The sequence below is a fragment of the Microbacterium sp. X-17 genome (assembly GCF_039615055.1).
In genome coordinates, this window is sequence record NZ_JBDHNI010000005.1 from 533394 (window position 1) to 555353 (window position 21960).

Here is a 21960-nt window from a genome sequence, read left to right on the forward strand (position 1 = left end):
GCGCCTAGGCTGAGGGCGTGACCGACTTCAACGCGCTCATCATCGACGAGTTCCGACGCAACGGCGGACACGTCGAGACCGAAGGATTCGGCGACCGCCTGATCCTGCTGCACACGACCGGCGCCCGCACGGGCGCGGCCCGCGTCAATCCCCTCATGGGGATCCCCACCGACGACGGCTGGCTCGTCGCCGCGTCGAAGGGCGGCGCGCCCGAGGAGCCCGCGTGGGCGCACAACCTCCGCGCGCACCCCGCGATCCAGGTCGAGACGGGCACGGGCACCGTGCCGACGACGGCCGTCGAGCTCCGCGGCGCGGAGCGGGATGCGGCGTGGCAGCGCTTCACGGCGGCCTCATCCGGCTTCGCGTCCTACGAGAAGCGCACGAAGCGGACGATCGCCGTCTTCCACCTCGTGCGGGACACGACCGCCTGACTCCGACCGGCGGCTTGCGCTACAGCCCGGGGCTGGAGTGCATGAGACCGCCGTCGACGAACACGGTCGTCGCGTTGAGGTAGGCCCCGCCGTCGGAGGCGAGGAACGCGACGACGCTCGCGATCTCCTCCGGCTGCGCCATCCTGCCGAGCGGGATGGCGGCATCCAGCGTCTTCATCTTCGCGGGATCGGCCATCGTCGACGTGTTGATGGGGGTGGCGACCGCGCCCGGTCCGACGTTGACGATCCGGATGCCGTGCGGGCCAAGCTCCTGACCCGCGGTACGGGCGAGCATCCGCGCGCCGCCCTTGGAGAGGCAGTACGCGGTGTTGCCCGGCATGGGCCAGTCCTCGTGCACCGAGCTGATGGTGATGATGCAGCCGCCACCGCCCTGCGCGATCATCTGCTTCGCCGCGAGCTGCGTGCCGAAGAACGCGCTCTTGAGGTTGACGTCCATCACGAAGTCGTACTGCTCCTCGGTGGTCTCCAGGACGTCCGTCCGGGTCTCGACGCCCGCGTTGTTGACCATGATGTCGAGCCGGCCGAAGGCGGTGACGGCCGCGTCGACGAGACGCTGCAGGTCCCCCACCTTGCTGACGTCGGCGTCGACGGCGCTCACCCGGTCGTCGCCGAGCGCCGCGAGCTTCTGCTCGAGCTCCTCGGTCGCCTCCGGGTGGGACACGTAGTCGATGACGACGGAGGCCCCCTGCGCCGCGAGTTCGAGCACGATCGCCTTGCCGATGCCGCTGTTGCCGCCGGTGACGACCGCCACCTTGCCTTCGAGAGTCATTCCGGTGTCTCCGTTTCTTCCTGGTCGCGGGGGGAGGTCGCCGCCCCGGTGGTCATGATGAGGTGCGCCACGAGCGCGGTCCAGCCGGTCTGGTGGGCAGCGCCCAGCCCCATTCCGGTGTCGCCGTGGAAGTACTCGTGGAATGCGAGGTTGTCCTTCCAGCGCGGATCCACGGCGAGCCGGTCGTACCAGCCGTGCACCGGGCGGCGTCCGTCCTCGCCCGGGAGGAAGATCGAGACGAGCCGGCGCGAGATGTCGTCCGCCGAGGCGGCCAGGGACTGCGTCCGCCCGGACCCGGCCGGGAACTCCACGTCGAACTCGTCCGGCGAGAGCTCGTCGTAGTCGCGCAGGGCCTCCACGATCATGACGTTCAGCGGCATCCACACCGGCCCGCGCCAGTTCGAGTTGCCGCCGAACAGCGCGGTCGTCGACTCCGCGGGCTCGTAGTCGACGGTTGCGAGCTCGTCGCCCACCCACATCGAGAACGGGTGCTCGCGGTGCCAGGCCGAGATCGCGCGGACGCCGTACGGGCCGAGGAGCCCGTTCTCGTCGAAGAGGTTGCCGAGCAGCCGCACGAGGCGGTCCGGCGGGATGAGGGCGAGCAGGCGATGACGGACCCCGTCGATGTCGCGGATGTGGAACAGCGACTGCGCCTGCGGATGGTTCGCGAGCCACCACTGCCCCCGGTCCCGGAAGTCGGGCAGGGCGTCGCCGACGAAGTCGACGCCGTACGAGAGCGCCGCGCGCAGCGGCACGAGACCGACGAGCGACTTCACCTTGATCGGCACGTCGACACCGTCTGCGCGGTGGAACACGTCGTAGTAGAACGCGTCCTCCTCGTCCCACATGATGCCGTCGTTCGCCGCCATCGCGATCGCGGTGAAGTGCTCGAAGAACTTCGTCGCGATGTCCTCGTAGGAGGCGTCGTGCAGGGCCAGCCGCAGCGCGATGTCGAGGAGGTCGATCGCGTACATCGCCATCCACCCGGTCGAGTCCGCCTGCTCCAGGTATCCGATGTCGGCGGAGAGCTTCGACCGGTCGAGGGGCGAGATGTTGTCGAGGCCCATGAAGCCGCCCTCGAAGAGGTTGTCGCTCTCCTTGTCCTTGTTGTCGACCCACCACGTGAAGTTGATCAGCAGCTTGTGGAACACGCGGGCGAGGAACGAGAAGTCGGTGCGGCCGTCGATCTCGAAGACGCGGATCGCGGCCCAGGCGTGGACGGGCGGATTGACGTCGGAGAAGTTCCACTCGTACGCCGGGATCTGCCCGCCCGGATGCATGTACCACTCGCGCAGCAGCAGGATGAGCTGCGCCTTCGCGAACTCGGGGTCGATGTGCGCGAGCGTTACGCAGTGGAACGCGAGGTCCCACGCCGCGAACCAGGGGTACTCCCACGGATCGGGCATGAGGATGACGTCGTGACTGTCGAGGTGGCGCCAGCCGCCGTTGCGGATGAGGCCGCGGCCCGGCGGCGGGGCCGGGTGCCCGGGATCTCCCTCGAGCCAGCGCTCCACGTCGTAGTGGAAGAACTGCTTCCCCCACAGGAGGCCCGCGAACGCCTGCCGGGCGACCCGGTACTCCTCGGCGCCCGCCGACACCGGGAGCGTCGCGTCGTAGAACGCGTCGGCCTCCGCGCGCCGCTTGGCCAGCACGCGGTCGAACTTGTCGCCGGTCGGGATCTTCCGCGACCGGAGCTTCGCGGCCGAGATCCCGACGGAGGGATGCGGGGCCCCGACGAGGCGGGCGCGCACACGCGCGGAGCCGCCCGCGGGAACGGTGAGCGTGTACCGGAGGGCGGCCTTCGTGCCGCGCTGCGCGGGGTTCACCGTCGCGGCCCCATCGACGACGTAGTCGTTGATGCCGTCCTTCGGGTACGCCGGCCCGGGCTCCCCGTACAGGCGCTGCGTGTTGGTCTCGTTGTCGCAGAACAGCAGCTCCGGCTCCCCCTCACCGACGAGGACGAGCGGACCGGAGCGCGAGTGCTCGCCGACGATCCGGCCGTCCGCGGCGTAGAGCACGGGCTCCGGGGCATCCGGATAGCCCCACGACCAGTTGTTGCGGAACCACAGCGTCGGCAGGACCTCGATCGTCGCCTCGTCGGGGCCGGCGTTCTCCACGGTGATGTTCATGAGGAGGTCGCGCGGCCCGTCCTTCGCATAGTCGACCGTGACCACCCAGTACCGGTCCTCGTCGAAGACGCCCGTGTCGACGAGCTCGTACTCGGGGTCGTGCTTGCCGCGGCGCGCGTTCTCCTCCACGAGCTCCTCGTAGGGGAAGGCCCGCTGCGGGTAGTGGTAGCGCCACGTGTTCCACGAGTGGGTCGGCGTGCCGTCGAGGTACCACCAGTACTCTTTGACGTCCTCGCCGTGGTTGCCCTGCGGCCCGGTGAGGCCGAACATGCGCTCCTTGAGGATCGGATCGACGCCGTTCCACAGCGCGAGGGAGAGACACCACGTCTGGTTCTCGTCGCAGAAGCCGGCCATGCCGTCCTCGTTCCAGCGGTACACGCGCGAGCGCGCGTGCTCGTGCGGGAACGACGCCCAGGCCTCGCCGTCGGCGCTGTAGTCCTCGCGGACCGTCCCCCACGCGCGCTCCGCCAGGTACGGACCCCAGTCGCGCCAGGGCACGGTGGCCGCTTCGGCGAGTCGGATGCCCTCCGCGGTCTTCGCCGCGGCGCCGTGCGAGGCGGGGATGTCGGTCATCAGGACTCCTTCGTGCCGGTGGTGAGGAAGGGCGCGGCGCGCAGCGCGCGTCCGCGGGAGATCGTGAGAGCGGTCACAGCCAGCGCGAGGGCCGCGATGGCGCCGACGACGTAGACGGCGCCGAGCGGGAGCCCGGTCGCGGCGAGAAGCGGCGCCGCGCCGAACGCCGCGATGCCGTAGCCGACCTGATAGCCGGCGATGAGCTCGCCCGACGAGGTCGATCCCCAGCGCGCGAACTCGCGCTCGCCGAAGCTGACGGAGAGCGGCAGCATCGCCGAGCACGCGAGCCCGGCCGCCGCGTACGCCAGCACGGCCGCGACCGACGTGCTCGCCGACGCGACCGCGAGGCTGGCACCCGCGATCAGGAACGGGAGCACGACGTACACCGCGGGGACCGGGATGCGCGCGGGCAGGATCGCGACGATCACGCGACCGAGCGTGACGCACGCCCAGAACGCGGCGAGCGCCGCCGACGCGACCGCGGTCGGCAGCTGACGCTCGCCGGAGAGGTACAGGGTCGACCAGTTGCCGAACAGGGTCTCGCACACGCCGTAGAGGACGACCGCCGCGACGTACCACCAGAACCGGCGCGGAAGCCGCGGTCGCGGGGCGGCGGCGCCCGCGGCCGGCGCCGGCGCGCCCGGGTCGAGCCGGACCCGCGCGGTCGCCACCAGGAGGACGACGAGCCCGGCCGACACGAGGAGCGGGAGGATCCACCAGTCCGGCAGCAGCAGCGCGACGAGCACGGGCGCGAGCGCCGTGCCGAGGCCCAGCATGACGTTCAGCACGAGCACGTTGCGGTTCTCCGCGCCCGCCTTCAGCGCGGCGGCGAACTGGCTGAGCGAGGAGACGCACGTGCCGAAGCCGACGCCGAGGCATCCGGTCGCGGCAAGGAGGAGCACGTACGCGAGCGCCGACGGCGCCACCCCGAGACTCGCGACCATGAGGAGCATCGCGGCGAGGTTCGCGGCGAGACCGAGGCCGAGCACGCCCCGCAGCGACCAGCGCCGCGCGAGCACCGGGGTGAGGGCCGCGCCGGCGATCGCCAGCACGACCTGCGGCGCGAACATGAAGCCGTACTGCGTCGCGCTCAGCGCGTAGCCGGCGGGCGAGGTGAGGACCGATGCCGCCGCCGGGAAGCACACGAGCACGAGCCCCTGCGCCAGGCCCGCGCCGAACACGAGCGGCGCCCCGCGGCGCGCCCCCGGTCCCCCACCCGCGGCATCCGTCATCTCAGCGCAGCCGCTCTGCGAGGTGGTCGCCGACGCGGAGCGCGTTCGCCATCGCCGTGAGCGCGGGGTTCACCGCGCCGATCGACGGGAAGAAGCTCGTGTCGACGACGTACAGGTTGTCGACCTCGTGGGCGCGGCAGTCGGTGTTCAGGACGGAGGTCGCGGGATCGGCGCCGAACCGCGCCGTGCCCGCCTGGTGCGCGCACCCCGCGACGGGGATCTCGTTCTTCATGTAGGCGTTGCGCTCGGCGATGCGGCTCCGGTCGAAGCCGAGGTGGTTGAGCCGGTGCGCGATGCGGTGGAACAGCTCGTCGAGCGGCTTGCGGTTGTTGGGCGTGTAGCTGAGCACGACGTTCCCGTCGGGCGCGAGCGTCACGCGATTCTCCGCGAGCGGGAGATCCTCCGTGGAGAGCCAGAAGTCGACGGCGTGCGTCGCGACCTCGGTAAGCGCGAAGGTCGGGGCGAGCTTCGTCTCGATCGGCTTCTCGCCGCGGTACATCGGGGCCGAGCTCTTGCCGACCATCTGGATGTTGCCCATCGGGTAACGGAAGTCGTCGTCGCCGAAGTAGAAGTCGTTGACGGCGAGGGTCTTCTGGAAGCGCGTGTCGTTCTTCTCCGGGGAGACGGCGAGGAAGGCGAGGCTGTTGTGGAACATGTAGTTGCGTCCGACCTGATCGGAGCCGTTCGCAAGCCCGTTCGGATGCCGGTCGCTCGCGCTGCGCAGCAGAAGCTTGGCGGTGTTCGCCGCGCCGGCGGAGACGACCACGATCGCGCCGCGGAACCGCTCCGGCCGGCCGTCGACGGTCGCGACGACCTCCGTGACGGTGCGGCCGGTGGCATCCGTCTCCAGACGCGTCACCTCCGCGCCGCGGACGAGCGTCACGTTCGAATGCTCCAGGGCGGGGCGCACCGCCACGACCTCGGCGTCGGACTTCGCGTGCACCAGGCACGGGAAACCGTCGCACGATGCGCAGCGGATGCAGCGGCCGTGCGCCATGTCGGCCTCGTTCAGCATGACGCCCGCGGGGGCATGGAACGGCGTCAGGCCCGAACGCTGCAGGTCGTCGAAGAGCTTCTGGATGCGGGGCTCGTTCGTGACGGCGGGCCAGGGGTACGGCGCGCTGCTCGGGGGCTCGGTCGGGTCCTCGCCGCGGGCGCCGTGCACCTGGTAGAGCTCCTCGGCCTGCGTGTAATACGGCTCGAACACGTCGTACGGAACCGGCCACGCGGGCGAGACGCCGTCATAGTGCTGGAGCTCGCCGAAGTCCTCGGCCCGCAGCCGGTAGAGCGCGGCGCCGTAGAGCTTCGTCGCGCCGCCGACGTTGTAGTGCACCTGCGGCTGGAAGCTCTTCCCCTTCTCGTCGTACCACGTGTCCTTGGAGACGTAGCGGTTGTGGACGAACACCTCGGTGGCATCCCAGTTCTGCGTCTCGCGCGGCAGCCAGTCGCCGCGCTCGAGGATCAGGATGCGCGTGCCCGTGGGCGCGAGGCGATGGGCGAGCGTGCCGCCCCCCGCGCCGGAGCCGATGATGATGACGTCGTACTCGTGGTCCATGTCCGTGCCTTCAGTCGAGTGGGCGGGTGGATTCGGAGACGGGAGCGGCGACCCGGCGGCGGAAGACGACGTAGCTCCAGCCCTGGTAGAGCAGGATGATCGGCACCGCCACGAGCGCTACGACCGTCATCACCTGCAGCGAGTACGCGCTCGACGCGGAGTTCGCGACGGTGAGCGTCGCCGACGGATCGGTCGTGGAGACGAGCAGCGCGGGGTACAGGTGGGCGAACAGCGCCACGATCGTGCCGCCGATCGCGACCGCGGTCGCGACGAACGTCGTGCGCGGCGCGCGGCCACGGATGCCCGTCGCGATCGCGACGAGGATCCCGGCGACCGGGAACGCGACGGCCAGGATCCCCCACGGCCCCGTCGGCGCGAGAAGGGCCGTGGCGACCGCGACCGCCGCGACTAGGACGCCGACCGGGATCGCGAGCACCCCGACGAGCGCGCGCGAGCGGGCCAGAATCGTGCCCGTGGTGCGCAGCCCGAGGAACGCGGCCCCGTGCAGCAGGCACAGCCCGACGAGCGTCAGGCCGAGCAGCACGCCGTACGGGGTGAACAGGTCGAGGAACGTGCCGGTGAAGTCGCCGTTCGCGTCGAGCGGGAGACCCGCGAGCAGGTCGCCGAGCGCGATCCCGAGCAGGAGCGGCGCGACGAACGAGCCGATCGTGAGGCTCCAGCTCCAGACCGCGCGCCACGTGGCGCCGGAGAGCTTGCCCCGGAACTCGAACGACACGCCGCGCAGGATGAGGGCCGCCAGCAGCAGGAACACGGCGAGGTAGAGCGCCGAGAACCAGCTCGCGTACCAGCCCGGGAACGCGGCGAACGTCGCGGCGCCGGCGACGATGAGCCAGACCTCGTTGCCGTCCCACACCGGCCCGATCGTGTTGATCATGACGCGGCGCTCGACGTCGTCGCGCCCGATCATCGCGTGGAGCATGCCCACCCCGAAATCGAAGCCCTCCAGCACGAAGAAGCCCGTCCAGAAGAACGCGATGGCGATGAACCAGAACGTCGACAGCTCCATGCTCACGCTCCTCAGTACGTCAGCGACGGGGTCTGGTGGTCGGAGGGCCGGGCGTCGTCGGCATCCGTCGGGCCGGTGTCGTCCTCGGGGAGGCCGCGGCGGGCGTGCCGGATCATGAGCACGGTCGCGACGACGCCGATCGACACGTAGAGGACCCCGAGGATCACGAGGCTGACGATGATCTGCGCCGCGCTGCCGGAGCCGGACAGGCCGTCCTTCGTGAGCATGAGCCCCTGCACGATCCACGGCTGGCGTCCGCTCTCCGTCAGCAGCCATCCGGCGGTCGTCATGAAGAACGGCGTGACCATGATCCAGCTCGCGATCCACAGGAACAGGCGCGCTCGGGGAAGGCGCCGCCGCCACAGGAGGACGAGCCCCCACGCCGCGAAGATCGCGAGCGCCGCGCCGCCGTACGCCATGACGCGCATCGACCAGTACTGCACGGCGACGGGCGGGACGTAGTCGCCGGGGCCGTACTGCTGCGCGTACTGGTCCTGCAGCGGTGTGAGCCCCTGAACCTGCCCGTCCCACGTGCCGGTCGCGAGGATCGAGAGCAGGTGCGGGATCTCGATGATCTTGGTCGGCGGGTCGTCCGCGGTCCATCCGCCGATCTGCAGCACCGAGAACGAGCAGGGCTGGCACGTGTTCCAGTTGGCCTCGGCCGCGGCGATCTTCATCGGCTGGTAGGTGGTCTCGTTGATCCCGAGCTGGCCGCCGACCGGGAACTGCACGACCGCCGCGATGAACAGGACGACGAGGCTGAGCTTCGCCGTCGAGGCGAACTCGGCCACGTTGCGCTTCTTGCGCAGCTGCCACGCCGAGACCGCGAGCATGAGGCAGGAGCCCATGATGAGGGCCGCGACCACGACGTGGACGTATCCCCCGATGAAGATCCGGTTGGTGAACAGGTCGCCGATCGAGGTGAGCTCGGCGCGGTTCGTGTCCGGGTTGATCGTGTAGCCGACCGGGTTCTGCATCCAGGAGTTGGCCGCGATGATGAAGACCGCCGAAAGGAACGCCCCGAGCACGACGAGCCACGCCGTCAGGAGATGGAGGCCGCGCGGCAGCACACCGAAGCCGAAGAGCCAGAGGCCGAGGAACGTCGACTCCAGGAAAAAGGCCAGCAGGCCCTCCATCGCGAGTGGTGCACCGAACACGTCGCCGACGAACCGCGCGTACGCGGACCAGTTCGTGCCGAACTGGAACTCCTGGACGAGCCCGGTCACCACGCCGACCGCGATCGAGATGAGCATCAGCCCGCCGAAGAAGCGGAGCACGCGCTTCCGCTCCGGCGTCGGCTTCCGGTACCAGCGTGTGTGGAGGATCGCGACCAGCACGGCCGTGCCCATCGTCATCGGCACGAAGAAGAAGTGATAGATGCTCGTAAAAGCGAACTGGATGCGGCTGAGGTCCAGGTCGTCCAAGCTCCGCTCCCCTCCACGCCAAGAGCGCGAACAGCTTCACGCTAGACCCGGCGGGCCCTCCGCACGGTGAACTGCCGGTGAATCAGCGCGCCGCCGCGACGAGGCCTACGCTGAGAACCGACATGCTCGAACGCCCTCGCCGTCCCACCGCTGCTGACGTCGCACGGCTCTCCGGCGTGTCCACCGCGACGGTCAGCTACGTGCTCAACCGCACGCCCGGGCAGACGATCCCGGCCAGCACGTGCGATCGCGTCCTCGCCGCCGCGCAGTCCCTGGGCTACGTGCCGAGCGCGCACGCGCAGGCGCTCGCCCGCGGGCGCACCCGCATCGTGCTCGTGGACCTCAGCGACCTGCCGCACGGCGAGCGCATCTCCGCGCAGGCGCGGGAGTTCGCGGCCGCGATCGAGGAGGCGGGGTACATCGCCGTCGTCGCGCCGCCCGGCCGAGGCGGCACCGACCACACGCTCCTGCGCGGTCTCGCGTCGGTCGTGACGCCGTTCGCCGTGCTCACGACGTCGCCGCTCCCCGAGGAGCTCGCGGACGAGCTCCAGGGCCTCGGCGTCCACCGGCTCGTCAGCCTCTCCTCCCGGCCCGAGCTCGACCGGTGGATCGGGATGAGCGCGCGCGAGCAGATCCGTTTCCTGCAGCGCCGCGGCCACGAGCGGATCGGATACTGGAGCCCCGCCGACGCGCCGCTCGCGCATCTCGCGGAGCAGCGGCGCCTCTCAGCGGAGGACGAGTCGCGGCTGCTCGGCCTCCGGTTCACGGCGCTCGGCGCGGGTACCGATCCGGACGCGATCGTGACGGCGGTGCGGGATGCCGGGGTGACGGCGGTCGCGACGTACAACGACGAGGTCGCGTTCCCCGTGCTCGCGGCACTGCACGGCGCCGGCATCCGCGTTCCGGACGACGTCGCCGTCATCGGCATCGACGACCACCCGCTGGCGGCCTTCGCGATCCCCGCGCTCACGACCGTCACGTATCAGCTCGTGCGGCTCGGCGGCCCGGACGCGATCGTCGCGGCACTCGAGGACGGCGAGCCGCTGCCCGTGACCGAGGGACCGCAGCGCCTCGTGGTCGTCGAGCGCGCCTCCGCCTGACCGTCAGCGCGAGACGGCGACGAGCCCGTTCGCGTCTGCCGCGCGGACGACGTCCGGCTCCGCCATGATGGCCCGCACGGCCTCGCGGCCGGCACGGTTCGCACCGACCGTCGACTGCGAGGGCCCGTAGCCGATGAGGAACAGGCGCGGCTCGTCCGTCGCGCGCGCGTTCGCGACGCGGATGCCGCCCTGCGGCGTCCGGAGCCGGAGGGGCGCGAGGTGGTCGATCGCGGCACGGAACCCGGTCGCCCAGAGGATGACGTCCGCGGGGAGGAACGAGCCATCCGGCATCCGGACGCCGTCCTCCTCGATCCGCGTGAACATGGGATGCCGCACGAGGACTCCCCGGTCGTGGGCGGACTGCGCCCACCGGTTCCACCGGAGCCCCGTCACCGAGATGACGCTGCCGGGCGGGAGGCCCTGCCGCACGCGCTCCTCGACGCCCCGGATCGCCGCGATACGCGCGGGTTCGTCGAAGTCGTCGTGGATCCACTCGGGCTCGCGGCGGGTCATCCAGGTCGTCTCGGCGACGTGGGAGATCTCGTCGAGCAGCTGCAGCGCCGAGCCGCCGCCCCCGACGATCACGACCCGCTGCCCGGCGAACTCGTCGGCCGAGACATAGTCGGCGACGTGCAGCTGCCGCCCGCGGAACAGCTCCTGTCCGGGATAGTGCGGCCAGAACGGATGCGTCCAGGTGCCGGTCGCGTTGATGACGAACCGCGCCGACCACGTGCCCCGGTCGCTCTCGACGAGCAGTCGGCCGTGCGGGTCGTCGTCGGCCCGCCGTACGGCCCGCACCGCGACCGGTCGCTCGATCGCGAGCCTGAACCGCCGCTCGTACTCGGCGAAGTAGGCCGGGAGGACGTCGTGGCTCGCCGCCGCGGGATCGGCAGGCGGCACCGGGTACCCGGGCAGCTGGTGGATGCCGTTCACCGTCGCCATCCGCAGCGACGGCCACCGGTGCTGCCAGGCGCCGCCGGGCGCCGGATTCGCGTCGAGCACCACGTACGTGCCCCGCGCCTCGCGGGCGTCGGACGTCGCAGCCGCATACCCGCGGCGCTGCAGATGGTAGGCGGCGGACAGCCCGGCCTGCCCGGCGCCGATCACGAGCACGTCGACCGGCGAGATATCCACGACCGAGGGAAACCGCGACGCCGATCGTGTTATTCCGGGAAGAGCACGACGCGTTTCGACGTTCTCGATACCCTAGGGGGGTATCAGAGAGGGAGAGTGATGGCCGAGCACGAGATGGACATGACGCACGACGGACACGCCGAGCACACGCACCCGCACGACCACGAACACGCGGGGCACAGCGACCACGACCACGGGGGCCACGACCACGGCGGCCACGTGGGGCAGTTCCGGCGCCTCTTCTGGATCATGCTCGTGCTCGCGGTGCCGGTCGTCGCCCTCTCGCCGATGTTCGCGATGATCCTCGGCTACACCCTGCCCGCCATCCCCGGTCTGACCTGGGTGTCGCCGATCCTCGGCACAGTCATGTTCATCTGGGGCGGCCGGCCGTTCCTCACCGGCGGCTGGTCGGAGCTGCGCACCCGCCAGCCCGGGATGATGCTCCTCATCTCCCTCGCGATCACCGTCGCGTTCCTCGCCTCGTGGGGCGCCACGCTCGGCCTCCTCGACCACGAGCTGAACTTCTGGTGGGAGCTCGCGCTCCTCATCGTCGTGATGCTCCTCGGCCACTGGCTCGAGATGCGCTCCCTCGCGCAGGCGAGCTCGGCGCTCGACGCCCTCGCCGCCCTCCTGCCCGACACGGCCGAGCGCGTCGAGGACGGGCGCACGGTAACGGTCTCCCCCGCCGAGCTCCGCGTCGGCGACACCGTCGTCGTCCGTCCGGGCGCGACGATTCCCGCGGACGGACGGATCGTCGACGGCGCCGCCGCCGTCGACGAGTCGATGATCACGGGCGAGTCGCGTCCGGTCACGCGCGCCGTCGGCGACGCTGTCACCGCCGGCACGGTCGCGACCGACTCGGGGCTCCGCGTCGTGGTGACCGCGACCGGCGACGACACCGCGCTCGCCGGCATCCGGCGCCTCGTCGCGGACGCGCAGTCCTCCACGTCCCGCGCGCAGCGGCTCGCGGACCGGTTCGCCGCGCTGCTCTTCTGGTTCGCGCTGGGCGCGGCGATCCTCACTGCGGTCGTCTGGACGGCCCTCGGGATGCCGGACGAGGCGGTCGTCCGTACGATCACGGTCCTCGTCATCGCGTGCCCGCACGCCCTCGGCCTCGCGATCCCGCTCGTCGTCGCGATCGCGACGGGTCGCGCGGCGTCCGCCGGCATCCTCGTGAAGGACCGGCTCGCCCTCGAGCGCATGCGGCTCGTGGACGTCGTGCTCTTCGACAAGACCGGCACCCTCACGCGCGGCGAGCCGGCCGTCACGGCCGTGCGGCCGGCGGCCGGGGTCGACGCGGACGAGCTCCTCGCGCTCGCGGCGGCGGCGGAGTCGGACAGCGAGCACCCGCTCGCCCGCGCGATCCGGGATGCCGCGGCACACCTGCCGGTGCCGGTCGCATCCGGGTTCTCCGCCGCACCGGCCGTGGGCGTCAGCGCCACGGTCGGCGGCGAGGAGGTCCGCGTCGGCGGGCCGCACCTCCTCACCGAGCTCGGCCTGCCGCATCCCGCGTCCGACTCCCCCGGCACGGTCCTGTGGGTCGTCCGCGCGGGCGAGCCGCTCGGCACGATCGAGGTCGCCGACGACGTGCGCCCCGAGTCGCGCGCCGCCGTCGAGGCGCTCCGCGGGCTGGGCGTGGAGGTCGCGATGATCACCGGGGACGCCCCCGCCGTGGCCAGCGCCGTCGCGGCGGAGCTCGGGATCGAGCGCTTCTTCGCGGGCGTCCGACCCGAGGACAAGGCCGCGAAGGTCGCCGAGCTCCAGACCGGCGGACGCATCGTGGCGATGGTGGGCGACGGGGTCAATGACGCACCCGCGCTGGCGCGCGCCGACGTCGGCATCGCGATCGGCGCCGGCACCGACGTCGCGATCGCGTCGGCGGGCGTCATCCTCGCCAGTTCCGACCCGCGCTCCGTCGTGTCCGTCATCCGGCTGTCGCGCGCGACCTACCGGAAGATGGTGCAGAACCTCGCGTGGGCGGCCGGATACAACCTGATCTCTGTGCCGCTCGCGGCAGGCGTCCTCGCCCCGGTCGGCTTCGTGCTGCCACCGTCCGTCGGCGCCCTGCTGATGTCGCTCTCGACGATCGTCGTGGCCCTCAACGCGCAGACCCTCCGCCGGATCGACCTGTCGCCCGGCGCCTGAGCTCTCTCAGGTGATCCATAGCGATCACCGCATTCCGGCCCCCGTCGGGACGCCATCCGTTCACCGGGCTCGGATAGCGTCGACGAAAAGGAGGGCATCGATGCATCCACCGACGCCACAGCGCGCCGATCGCCTCGAGGTCCTGCGCGCGGACGTCGCCGCCCTGCGCGGGGAGGCGATCGCGGCGGAACGCGCCGCGGACGCGACGATCGCAGCGGTCCACACGTCGCACCGCGCCGGGGCCGCGAACCTCGCCCACTACCTCGCACTGCGCTCGCACGATCTGCGGGAGCTCCAGGGACGCCTCAGCGCGGAGGGCCTCTCCTCGCTCGGGCGCATGGAGCCCGACGTGCTCGGCAACCTCGACGCCGTCCTCGCGATGCTCGACGATGCGCTGCGCCCGGAGGCGGAGAACACGGAGGAGCCGGTCTCGCACGCGACGGCCCTGCGCGAGCTCGGCATCCACGCGGCGCAGCTGCTCGGCGGCACGCCCGACGACCGCAGCACGCGCATCATGGTCACCCTCCCCGGCCAGGCCGCCGACCACCCGGACCTGGTCTCGGCGTATGCGCGCGCCGGAATGGACGTCGCGCGGATCAACTGCGCGCACGACGGCCCCGAGGCGTGGGCGCGGATGGCGGCCCATGTCCGCGCGACGGATGCCGGCATCCCGGTCGCGATGGATCTGGCGGGACCCAAGCTCCGCACCGGTCCGATCGCGCCGGGCCCGCGGGTCGCCAAGGTGCGGCCGACGCGCGACGAGCTCGGGCGCGTCACGCAGCTCGCACGGCTCTGGCTGACGGCGCCGGATGCCGAGACCGGTCCGCTCGACGGGGTGATCGCACCGATCGACGACGCGGACTGGCTCGCCGGCCTGTCGTTCGGCGACGAGGTCCACCTCTTCGACACGCGCGATCGCGAACGGACGCTGCCGGTCGCCGAGATCCGTGACGGCGCGGTCCTCGTCACGGTCGACCGCACGTCCTACCTCGCGACCGGCACCGAGCTGGCCGCCCCGCACGGGATCGCGCGGATCGGCGCATTGCCGCCGGTCGAACGCGCGCTCCGCATCCACGTCGGCGACACCGTCACGCTGACGACGGACCTGACGCCCGTCGCCGCCACCGACGCCGGCGACCACCGCATCGGCTGCACGCTCCCCGAGGCGCTCGAGTCCGTCCGCGAGGGCGACCGCGTCGCGTTCGACGACGGCGTGATCGAGGGCGTCGTCACCGCGACCGGCGAGGACGAGGCCTCCGTCGAGATCACGCTCGCCGCCCCCGGCGGCACGAAGCTGCGTGCCGAGAAGGGCATCAATCTCCCCGACACCGACCTGCCGGTCGGAGCGCTCACCGACGAGGACGACGAGGCTCTCGTCCACGTCATGCGGATCGCCGACATCGTGCAGCTGTCGTTCGTGCGCTCCGCGACCGACGTCCGCGCCCTGTTCGACCGACTGGAGGAGCACGAGTCCGCCCTCGGCGTGGTCGTGAAGATCGAGACGACGCGGGGGTTCGCCGCCCTCCCCGAGATCGTGTTCGAGCTCATGCGGCGCCCGCGCGTCGGGGTCATGATCGCTCGCGGCGACCTCGGCGTCGAAGCCGGGTTCGAGCGGCTTGCGGAGGTGCAGGAGGAGATCCTCTGGCTCTGCGAGGCCGCCCGCATCCCCGTCATCTGGGCGACGCAGGTGCTCGACAGCCTCGCCGGCTCCGGCGTGCCGACCCGCGCGGAGGTGACGGATGCCGCGGCGGGCGACCGCGCGGAGTGCGTCATGCTCAACAAGGGGCCGTACATCACCGACGCGATCGAGGCGCTCGACGACATCCTGCGCCGCATGCACGAGCACCTCGAGAAGAAGCGGCCGCTGCTGCGGCGCCTCGGCTCCTGGCAGCGCGACGGCTGAGCCCGCGGGCTAGGCTGGGCGATCGTGACCGATGTCCGTCCGCCCGTGTCGATCGTGTCCCCGCGCGGACGCCTCGTGATCCTCGCGGTCTTCTGCGCCGTAGTCGCCGCGATGGGCGTCGTCGTGATCGCCGTCGGACCGGATCAGGTGCTCAACATCGTCGTCGGGGTCGGCGCGATCGGCTTCTTCGGCATCGGCGGCGGCTTCTCGATCGCGCGGATGTGGGTCCGCAGCACGATCCTGCGCGCCACGGACGCCGGCATCCGCATCGCCGCGGTCGGCGTCGTGCCCTGGAGCGACATCGACCGGATCGGCAGCACCTCGCTCCTGCTCGGCATCCGCCTGCGTCGCTACGACGCGGTCGCGTCCGTGCCGCGCACCGAGCACACGGCCGAGGCGATGCGTGCCACGCGCGCCTCGTCGGGAGGCTGGGACCTCACCTGGCCGAAGAGCCAGCTCGACCGGACGCCCGCCCAGGCCGCGTCGGCGCTCAACGCCCGCCGTCCGTAGCGCGCGCCGTTAGCGTGGGCACGTGGATGCCACGCGGCGCATGATTCGATCGTTCCAGGCCCCCGAGCGCGGGCCCCTGCTCCAGGTCCTGAAGTCGGCGGTGTCGGTCGCGGCATCCTGGCTCGTGGCGCTCGTCGTGATCCCCGGCGGCCCGCCGCCCGTGTTCGCCGCGATCGCCGCGCTGCTCGTGGTGCAGCCGAGCGTGAACCAGTCCCTCACGAAGGGCCTCGAACGCACCGTCGGGGTCGTCGCGGGCGTCGGGGTCGCCTCGCTCCTCGGCCTCCTGTTCGGCGAGGGAACGTGGGTGGTGCTCACCGCCGCGACGGTCGGTCTCCTCCTCGCGTGGGTCTTCCGCATGACGCCGGGCAGCGCGAACCAGATCGCGATCAGCGCGGTCCTGGTGCTGGCGATGGCGCCGATCACGCCCGACTACGCGATCGACCGGCTCGTCGAGACGTTCGTCGGCGCGATCATCGGCTTCCTCGTGAACCTCGCGATCGTGCCGCCGGTGGCGCTCGCCCCCGCGCACGCGAAGCTCCAGGCCTTCACGGACGAGCTCGCCGCGGCCTTCGACCGCCTCGCCGACGCCCTGCAGACCCCGCTCACCGCGGACGAGCGCGTCCGGCTCCTCGCCCGCGCCCGGACGCTGCACGGGCTGGTGCAGGAGGCGGCGGACGCGATCGCGGCCGGCCGGGACTCGCTCGCGCTCAACCCCCGTGCCCGCCGCCACCGCGAGGAGCTCGCCGGGCTCACGCGGCTGTGCACCCTGTTGACCCCGATCGTGACGCAGCTCGTCGGGATGACGCGCGCGGTGACCGACCGCTACGACGACACGCTGCGCGCCGATCCCGCCGTCCGCGAGCTCGCCGAGCACCTGCGGCGCGCGGGCCACGACGTGCGGACCACCGGGGCGCGCGTCGAGGCGCCCGGATCGGCGGCTGCCATCGAGCCGGCGGCCCTCACGACGCCGCTCTCGATCGCAGATCCCCCGCGGCACTGGGTGCTCGTGGGCGCGCTCATGGAGGATCTGCGGCGCATCCACGAGAACCTCGCCACCGTCTGATCCCCCGCCCTCTAGCGTGGTCGCATGAGTGTCACCGCGCGCATGACGAAGGCCGTCCGAGCACCCCAGCGGGGGCCGTTCCTCCAGGTCGTGAAGTCGATCGTGGCGACCCTCGCGGCGTGGCTGATCGCGCCGCTGCTCATCCCGGGTCCGCCGCCGATCTTCGCCGCGATCGCCGCTCTTCTCGTGGTTCAGCCGAGCGTCAACCAGTCGTTCACGCGCGCGATCGAGTACACCGCCGGAGTGATCGCGGGCGTCGTGTTCGCGTCCGGGCTCAGCATCCTCTTCGGTCCCCAGCCGTGGGTGATCCTCGTCGCCGTCGCCGGCGGGCTGCTCCTCGCGTGGGCGCTGCGGATGACGCCGGTCGGCTCCAACCAAATCGCGATCAGCGCCCTCCTCGTACTGTCGATCGGCGTGTCCACCCCCGCCTACGCGCTCGACCGCGTCATCGAGACGCTGATCGGCGCGGTGCTCGGCTTCATCGTGAACCTGCTGATCGTCCCGCCGGTGCTCGCGCGGCCGGCGCAGGAGAAGATCGACGCGCTCGGGGCGGAGATGGCGGCGGCCTTCGACCGGCTCGCGGACGCGCTCGTCACGCCGCAGACGCCCGCGCAGCGCGAGGATCTGATGACGCGCGTGCGGCTCCTCCGGCCCCTGCTGGCGACGGCCAACGCCGCCGTCGCAGCGGCCGCGGAGTCGCTCACGTTCAACCCGCGCGGCCGACGGCACCGGGAGGAGCTCGCCGAGCTCGCGCACCTCCTGGAGAAGTTCACGCCGATCGTGACGCAACTGTCCGGGATGACCCGCGGGGTCTACGACCGCTACGACCCCGACCTCGGCGCGGATCCGATCGTGCGCGAGATCGCCGACCAGCTCCGCCGGGCGGGGCACGACACGCTGCTCCTGCTGCGGCGCGCGGAGCCGTCCGAGTCCACGATGACCGCCGAGCTGCCCGTGCTGACGACGCCGCTCGTGGTCGCCCAGGCGCCGCGGCACTGGATCCTCGTCGGCGCGCTCGTGGAGGACCTGCGGCGCGTCCACGAGAACCTCACGACGGACTGACGCCGCTCTCGCGCAGGGAACGGACCATGCTCTGGAGGATCCGGAACGCGCCGCGCTGCTCGGTCTCGGTCAGGCCCGCCAGCATCCGCATCTCCACGGAGCGGACCGCGCTGCTCGCCTTCTCCAGGCTCCGCCGGCCGCGCGGCGTGAGCCGGGTGGGAAGGACCTTCCCGACGGGCGCCTCCGAGGGCCGGGTCACCTGCCCCTCCCGCTCCAGCGCCTGGAGCAGCACGTTCATCGACTGCCGGGTCACGAACGCGCCGCGCGCGAGCTCGGAGTTCGACAACCCGGGTCGCTGCGCCAGCAGCTCGAGGCACGCGTAGTGGGTCACGGTCATCCCGAGCGGCCGCAGCACGTCCTCCATCGCGATGCGGAGGGCGCTCGACGCCTCCTTCAGGAGGTAGCCCAGGGAGGTCTCCAGGTCGACACCGGCGTCGTCTTGACTCATGTCAGTAGTCTGACATACAGTTCCTCGTGTCAGAAGACTGACACGATCTAAGGAGCACTCCATGCCCGCCACCGGCCCCGACTTCATCTCCCTGCAGGCGCGCGACCTCGACGCGTCGCAGGCGTTCTACGAGCAGTACCTCGGCCTCGTCCGCTCGCCCGCCGGACCGCCGCATGCCGTCGTCTTCGCCACGTCGCCGATCGCGTTCGCCCTCCGCGACATCGTTCCGGGCACCGACCTCGACGCCGGCCAGCCCGGCGTCGGCACGGCGATCTGGCTCCACGCCACCGACGTGCAGGCCATCCACGACGCCCTCGTCGCCGACGGACACACGATCGTGTCCGCGCCGATCGACGGCCCGTTCGGGCGAACCTTCACCTTCGCCGACCCCGACGGCTACCGCGTCACCCTCCACGACCGCGCCTGAGCGGCGCGCGGCGGGCTACTGCTTGGCGGACACGACGACCGTGAACTGCAACGGCTGGATGCCGCCGTTCGCGTTCGTCATGGTCACGGTCGTCGTTCCCGGAGCGATGCCGGTCACCCCGGGGTTGAAGGTCGCGCCGTCCTTCGTGTAGCCCGCCGTGAAGGCCGCGACGTGGATGTCGGCCACGGTGCCCGAGTAGCTGTCGGTCGCGAGCGAGCCGGTGTTGATGTTGAGCACCTGGCCGACGAGCAGCTTCACCGTCGCCCCCTGCAGATCGTTCGCGCTCATCGTGACGGGGGCGATCAAGTTGCCGCCGATTGCCGTGGGCGTGGGCGACGACGTGGAGCCGCCGCTCGACGATCCCGCGCACGCGGAGAGACCGACGGTTCCGACGGCGACGATCGTCGCGGTCGCGAGGAGCTTGGAGATCTGCACGCGCTTAGTATGCCTGTGGATAACCGCGGATGCCGTCCGGCACGCTCACTACGGTGGCTGCATGCTCCGTCGCGCGTCCGCCCTCGCCCTGGCGGCGCTCACCCTGGCGGCGGTCGCCCTGGCCGGCTGCACGCCCGTCCCCTCGCCCACCCCGACCCCCGCCCCGTCCTTCGCCTCCGACGCGGAGGCCTTCGCGGCCGCCGAGGCGACCTACCGCGCCTACGTCGACGCCCTGAACCGAGTGGACCTCGCCGACCCCCCCACCTTCGAGGACGTCTACTCCTGGACCACCGGCGACGCCAACGCCGAGGATCGCAGGTCCTTCTCTCGGATGCATGCTGATGGTCTCACCGTTCGTGGCGACTCAGCCGTCGATCTCTTCGAGAGGCGCCCGGATACCCCGTTGAGCGCCTCTGTCTGCCTCGACGTCAGTCGCGTGGAGTTGTTCGACTCGTCAGGCGCTTCGGCCGTCGATCCCGATCGAGGAGATGTGCAGCGCATGAAGGTCAGCTTCGAGAAGTCAGATATCTCCGACACTGGGCTGCGGATCTCATCCATCACCGGGCGCTCCGACGGAACACCGTGCGAATAGCAACTCTTCTCCCACTCGCCGTGGCGGCAGCTCTTCTCCCACTCGCCGTTCCTGTGGAAGCCGGCTCTCAATGCGGGTCCGGATGGTCCTCACACTGCGAAGCCACCACCGACGGCACGAGCGTCGACGTGTCGGGCTCCACTACTCGGCCAGGGTCGGGCAGCGGCTCCGACAACGCCGACTCCGACGCCGGGCCTGCCGCGCCGGCCCCGGCGCCGGCGCCGACGCGGGCGTGCGCGACGGCGCTGTGCCGGGGCGGCTACGAGGTCGCGAGCCTCCCCGACGTCACGCTCGCCGACCTCGCCTCCTTCGTCCCCGACGCCCCGAGCATCACGGGTGAGCCGACCGGCCTCGGCGTCGTGGGCATGCCGACGAACCTCGTGGCCGCGGCATCCGAGCAGCGGCTCACCGGCACGCTCCTCGGCTACGCCGTCACGGTCCGCTTCGTACCGGTCGGCTTCGCGTTCGACTACGGCGACGGCGGCACCCGCGCCGCGACGACGGGCGGCGCATCCTGGTCTCGCCTCGGGCAGGCCGACTTCACCCCCACCCCGACGAGCCACGTCTACGCCGCGCCCGGCACGTATTCCGCGCACGCGCGCGTCGACTACGCGGCATCCGTCGACTTCGGCGGGGGTTGGCGGCCGGTCGCCGGCGCGGTCCGCGCGACGAGCGCGGCCTACGACGTCCGCATCGTCGAGGTGCGCACCGCGCTCGTGCAGCGCACCTGCCTGGAGAATCCGCGCGGCCCCGGCTGCTGACCCCTGCCAGACTGGCCGGGTGACCCCGCGCCTCATGCTGCTCGACTCCGCATCCCTGTACTTCCGCGCGTTCTACGGTGTCCCCGACACGGTGCGGGCCGCCGACGGCACCCCGGTCAACGCGGTCCGGGGGCTGCTCGACAGCATCGCGAAGCTCGTCACTCTCTACTCCCCCACGCATCTCGTCGCCTGCTGGGACGACGACTGGCGTCCGCAGTGGCGCGTCGACCTCATCCCGAGCTACAAGACCCACCGCGTGGCCCTCGTCGTCGAGGATGCCCCCGATGTCGAGGTGGTCCCGGATCCCCTCGAGATCCAGGTGCCGGTCATCCGCGACGCGCTCGCGCTCCTCGGCATCCCGGTCGTGGGCGCGCCCGAGCACGAGGCCGACGACGTGATCGGCACGCTCGCGACGAACTCGGATCTCGCGGTCGATGTCGTCACCGGCGACCGCGATCTCTTCCAGCTCGTCGACGACGACCGCGACGTCCGGGTGGTCTACACCGCCCGCGGGATGAGCAATCTCGAGGTGGTGACGGATGCCGTCATCCTGGCGAAGTACGGCATCCACGGATATCAGTACGCCGACTACGCCACGCTCCGCGGCGACTCCTCGGACGGCCTGCCCGGTGTCGCCGGCATCGGCGAGAAGACCGCCGCGACCCTGATCGACGCGCACGGGAGCCTCGCCGGGATCATCGCCGCCGCCCGCGCCGGCGTCGGGATGTCGCCGGGCCAGGCCACGAAGGTCCTCGCCGGCCTCGACTACCTCGCCGTCGCGCCGCGCGTGGTCGAGGTCGCGCGCGACCTGCGCCTCGACGTCCCGGATGCCCGCATCCGCCCCGTCCCCGAAGCCGATCCCGCGCTGGAGGACTTCGCCGCGCGCTGGTCCCTCGCCTCCTCGGTGGCCCGCGTCCGCGACGCCTTCGCCACGGTCGCCTGACCCCCCACGCCCTTCACCCGGCGCGATCGACCCGCCGCGCCGCATCTCGCGACAGGTGAGCGACAAGCCATCCCGCTCACCTGTCCCCATCAGTCGCGCAAGCGGTCGGGAGCGACAGGTGAGCCCACTCGCCCGCGCGGCCCCACCCACACGCCCGCGACCGCACCCGTCACGAGCGGAGGAGATGGGACAGAGGGAGGATGCTCGGACCGATCCGGCCCTCCGCTCGTCCCATCTCCTCCGCTCGTCACGGCCCTCGGCACGGGCCCGGCGGCC

Annotated in this window: 20 protein-coding genes; 11 read left to right on the forward strand and 9 right to left on the reverse strand. The window is 71.7% G+C overall.

Translation table 11 applies throughout. The features are described 5' to 3' along the window. Positions 1–17 precede the first annotated feature (17 nt). On the forward strand, positions 18–431 hold the full coding sequence (locus ABCS02_RS25550) for a nitroreductase/quinone reductase family protein (protein ID WP_345838505.1): 414 nt from the start codon (positions 18–20) through the stop codon (positions 429–431). A 19-nt stretch (positions 432–450) separates the two neighbouring features. On the opposite strand, the gene ABCS02_RS25555 is transcribed toward ABCS02_RS25550, so the two are convergent. The 6 genes from ABCS02_RS25555 to ABCS02_RS25580 are packed head-to-tail and all read right to left on the reverse strand — an operon-like array spanning position 451 to position 9161. Beyond that, positions 451–1221 carry a glucose 1-dehydrogenase gene (locus ABCS02_RS25555; RefSeq protein WP_345838506.1) on the reverse strand — a complete coding sequence of 257 codons (771 nt, stop codon included), beginning with the start codon at positions 1219–1221 and terminating at the stop codon, positions 451–453. After that, positions 1218–3923, reverse strand: a complete 2706-nt coding sequence (locus ABCS02_RS25560; RefSeq protein ID WP_345838507.1) for a glucosidase — start codon at positions 3921–3923, stop codon at positions 1218–1220. The genes ABCS02_RS25555 and ABCS02_RS25560 overlap by 4 nt, the downstream gene beginning before the upstream one ends. Then, positions 3923–5155 (reverse strand): MFS transporter, encoded by a 1233-nt coding sequence (locus ABCS02_RS25565; protein ID WP_345838508.1) that lies wholly within the window; start codon positions 5153–5155, stop codon positions 3923–3925. Before ABCS02_RS25565 ends, ABCS02_RS25560 begins: the two co-directional genes overlap by 1 nt. 1 nt (position 5156) lies before the next feature. Further along, entirely contained in the window at positions 5157–6710 is a 1554-nt protein-coding gene (locus ABCS02_RS25570; protein WP_345838509.1) for a GMC family oxidoreductase, read from the reverse strand. Positions 6711–6720: 10 nt separating this feature from the next. Further along, the gene (cydB, locus tag ABCS02_RS25575; RefSeq protein WP_345838510.1) at positions 6721–7737 is read right to left on the reverse strand and encodes a cytochrome d ubiquinol oxidase subunit II; all 1017 of its coding nucleotides are present in this window, start codon (positions 7735–7737) and stop codon (positions 6721–6723) included. Between the two features lie 11 nt (positions 7738–7748). Next, positions 7749–9161 carry a cytochrome ubiquinol oxidase subunit I gene (locus ABCS02_RS25580; RefSeq protein ID WP_345838511.1) on the reverse strand — a complete coding sequence of 471 codons (1413 nt, stop codon included), beginning with the start codon at positions 9159–9161 and terminating at the stop codon, positions 7749–7751. A gap of 122 nt (positions 9162–9283) precedes the next feature. Between ABCS02_RS25580 and ABCS02_RS25585 the strand changes: the two genes are divergently transcribed. After that, on the forward strand, positions 9284–10261 hold the full coding sequence (locus ABCS02_RS25585) for a LacI family DNA-binding transcriptional regulator (protein ID WP_345838512.1): 978 nt from the start codon (positions 9284–9286) through the stop codon (positions 10259–10261). 3 nt (positions 10262–10264) lie between these two features. On the opposite strand, the gene ABCS02_RS25590 is transcribed toward ABCS02_RS25585, so the two are convergent. Next, positions 10265–11395, reverse strand: coding sequence for an NAD(P)-binding domain-containing protein (locus ABCS02_RS25590; protein ID WP_345838513.1), 1131 nt, complete (start codon positions 11393–11395; stop codon positions 10265–10267). A 99-nt stretch (positions 11396–11494) separates the two neighbouring features. Between ABCS02_RS25590 and ABCS02_RS25595 the strand changes: the two genes are divergently transcribed. The 5 genes from ABCS02_RS25595 (at position 11495) to ABCS02_RS25615 (ending at position 18078) form a co-directional block, all read left to right on the forward strand. After that, positions 11495–13540 (forward strand): copper-translocating P-type ATPase, encoded by a 2046-nt coding sequence (locus ABCS02_RS25595; RefSeq protein WP_345838514.1) that lies wholly within the window; start codon positions 11495–11497, stop codon positions 13538–13540. Positions 13541–13640: 100 nt separating this feature from the next. Further along, positions 13641–15443 (forward strand): pyruvate kinase, encoded by a 1803-nt coding sequence (locus ABCS02_RS25600; protein ID WP_345838515.1) that lies wholly within the window; start codon positions 13641–13643, stop codon positions 15441–15443. Positions 15444–15467: 24 nt separating this feature from the next. Beyond that, entirely contained in the window at positions 15468–15953 is a 486-nt protein-coding gene (locus ABCS02_RS25605) for a hypothetical protein (RefSeq protein ID WP_345838516.1), read from the forward strand. 22 nt (positions 15954–15975) lie between these two features. Beyond that, entirely contained in the window at positions 15976–17016 is a 1041-nt protein-coding gene (locus ABCS02_RS25610; protein ID WP_345838517.1) for an FUSC family protein, read from the forward strand. A 24-nt stretch (positions 17017–17040) separates the two neighbouring features. Beyond that, on the forward strand, positions 17041–18078 hold the full coding sequence (locus ABCS02_RS25615; RefSeq protein WP_345838518.1) for an FUSC family protein: 1038 nt from the start codon (positions 17041–17043) through the stop codon (positions 18076–18078). Here the strand turns inward: ABCS02_RS25615 and ABCS02_RS25620 are convergent. Further along, on the reverse strand, positions 18065–18526 hold the full coding sequence (locus ABCS02_RS25620) for a MarR family transcriptional regulator (RefSeq protein ID WP_345838519.1): 462 nt from the start codon (positions 18524–18526) through the stop codon (positions 18065–18067). The genes ABCS02_RS25615 and ABCS02_RS25620 overlap by 14 nt on opposite strands. Before the next feature lie 61 nt (positions 18527–18587). On the opposite strand from ABCS02_RS25620, the gene ABCS02_RS25625 reads away from it, so the two are divergent. Further along, on the forward strand, positions 18588–18953 hold the full coding sequence (locus tag ABCS02_RS25625; RefSeq protein ID WP_345838520.1) for a VOC family protein: 366 nt from the start codon (positions 18588–18590) through the stop codon (positions 18951–18953). 15 nt (positions 18954–18968) lie between these two features. Here the strand turns inward: ABCS02_RS25625 and ABCS02_RS25630 are convergent, their stop codons facing one another. Beyond that, on the reverse strand, positions 18969–19388 hold the full coding sequence (locus ABCS02_RS25630; RefSeq protein ID WP_345838521.1) for a hypothetical protein: 420 nt from the start codon (positions 19386–19388) through the stop codon (positions 18969–18971). Between the two features lie 61 nt (positions 19389–19449). Here ABCS02_RS25630 and ABCS02_RS25635 point away from each other — a divergent pair, with 61 nt between their 5' ends. The 3 genes from ABCS02_RS25635 to ABCS02_RS25645 all read left to right on the forward strand — a co-directional run bounded on the left by ABCS02_RS25635 (position 19450) and on the right by ABCS02_RS25645 (position 21684). Then, positions 19450–19980, forward strand: coding sequence for a hypothetical protein (locus ABCS02_RS25635; RefSeq protein WP_345838522.1), 531 nt, complete (start codon positions 19450–19452; stop codon positions 19978–19980). 128 nt (positions 19981–20108) lie between these two features. Continuing rightward, the gene (locus tag ABCS02_RS25640) at positions 20109–20741 is read left to right on the forward strand and encodes a hypothetical protein (protein WP_345838523.1); all 633 of its coding nucleotides are present in this window, start codon (positions 20109–20111) and stop codon (positions 20739–20741) included. Between the two features lie 19 nt (positions 20742–20760). Further along, positions 20761–21684, forward strand: a complete 924-nt coding sequence (locus tag ABCS02_RS25645; protein ID WP_345838524.1) for a 5'-3' exonuclease — start codon at positions 20761–20763, stop codon at positions 21682–21684. Positions 21685–21960 lie beyond the last annotated feature (276 nt).

What these genes read in the sequence shown, in the direction of transcription:
- ABCS02_RS25620 (WP_345838519.1), bottom strand. Translation starts at nt 18,526, where the DNA reads ATGAGTCAAGACGACGCCGGTGTCGACCTGGAGACCTCCCTGGGCTAC.
- ABCS02_RS25600 (WP_345838515.1), top strand. Translation starts at nt 13,641, where the DNA reads ATGCATCCACCGACGCCACAGCGCGCCGATCGCCTCGAGGTCCTGCGC.
- ABCS02_RS25565 (WP_345838508.1), bottom strand. Translation starts at nt 5,155, where the DNA reads ATGACGGATGCCGCGGGTGGGGGACCGGGGGCGCGCCGCGGGGCGCCG.
- ABCS02_RS25615 (WP_345838518.1), top strand. Translation starts at nt 17,041, where the DNA reads ATGAGTGTCACCGCGCGCATGACGAAGGCCGTCCGAGCACCCCAGCGG.
- ABCS02_RS25625 (WP_345838520.1), top strand. Translation starts at nt 18,588, where the DNA reads ATGCCCGCCACCGGCCCCGACTTCATCTCCCTGCAGGCGCGCGACCTC.
- ABCS02_RS25555 (WP_345838506.1), bottom strand. Translation starts at nt 1,221, where the DNA reads ATGACTCTCGAAGGCAAGGTGGCGGTCGTCACCGGCGGCAACAGCGGC.
- ABCS02_RS25585 (WP_345838512.1), top strand. Translation starts at nt 9,284, where the DNA reads ATGCTCGAACGCCCTCGCCGTCCCACCGCTGCTGACGTCGCACGGCTC.
- ABCS02_RS25635 (WP_345838522.1), top strand. Translation starts at nt 19,450, where the DNA reads ATGCTCCGTCGCGCGTCCGCCCTCGCCCTGGCGGCGCTCACCCTGGCG.
- cydB (WP_345838510.1), bottom strand. Translation starts at nt 7,737, where the DNA reads ATGGAGCTGTCGACGTTCTGGTTCATCGCCATCGCGTTCTTCTGGACG.
- ABCS02_RS25570 (WP_345838509.1), bottom strand. Translation starts at nt 6,710, where the DNA reads ATGGACCACGAGTACGACGTCATCATCATCGGCTCCGGCGCGGGGGGC.
- ABCS02_RS25560 (WP_345838507.1), bottom strand. Translation starts at nt 3,923, where the DNA reads ATGACCGACATCCCCGCCTCGCACGGCGCCGCGGCGAAGACCGCGGAG.
- ABCS02_RS25595 (WP_345838514.1), top strand. Translation starts at nt 11,495, where the DNA reads ATGGCCGAGCACGAGATGGACATGACGCACGACGGACACGCCGAGCAC.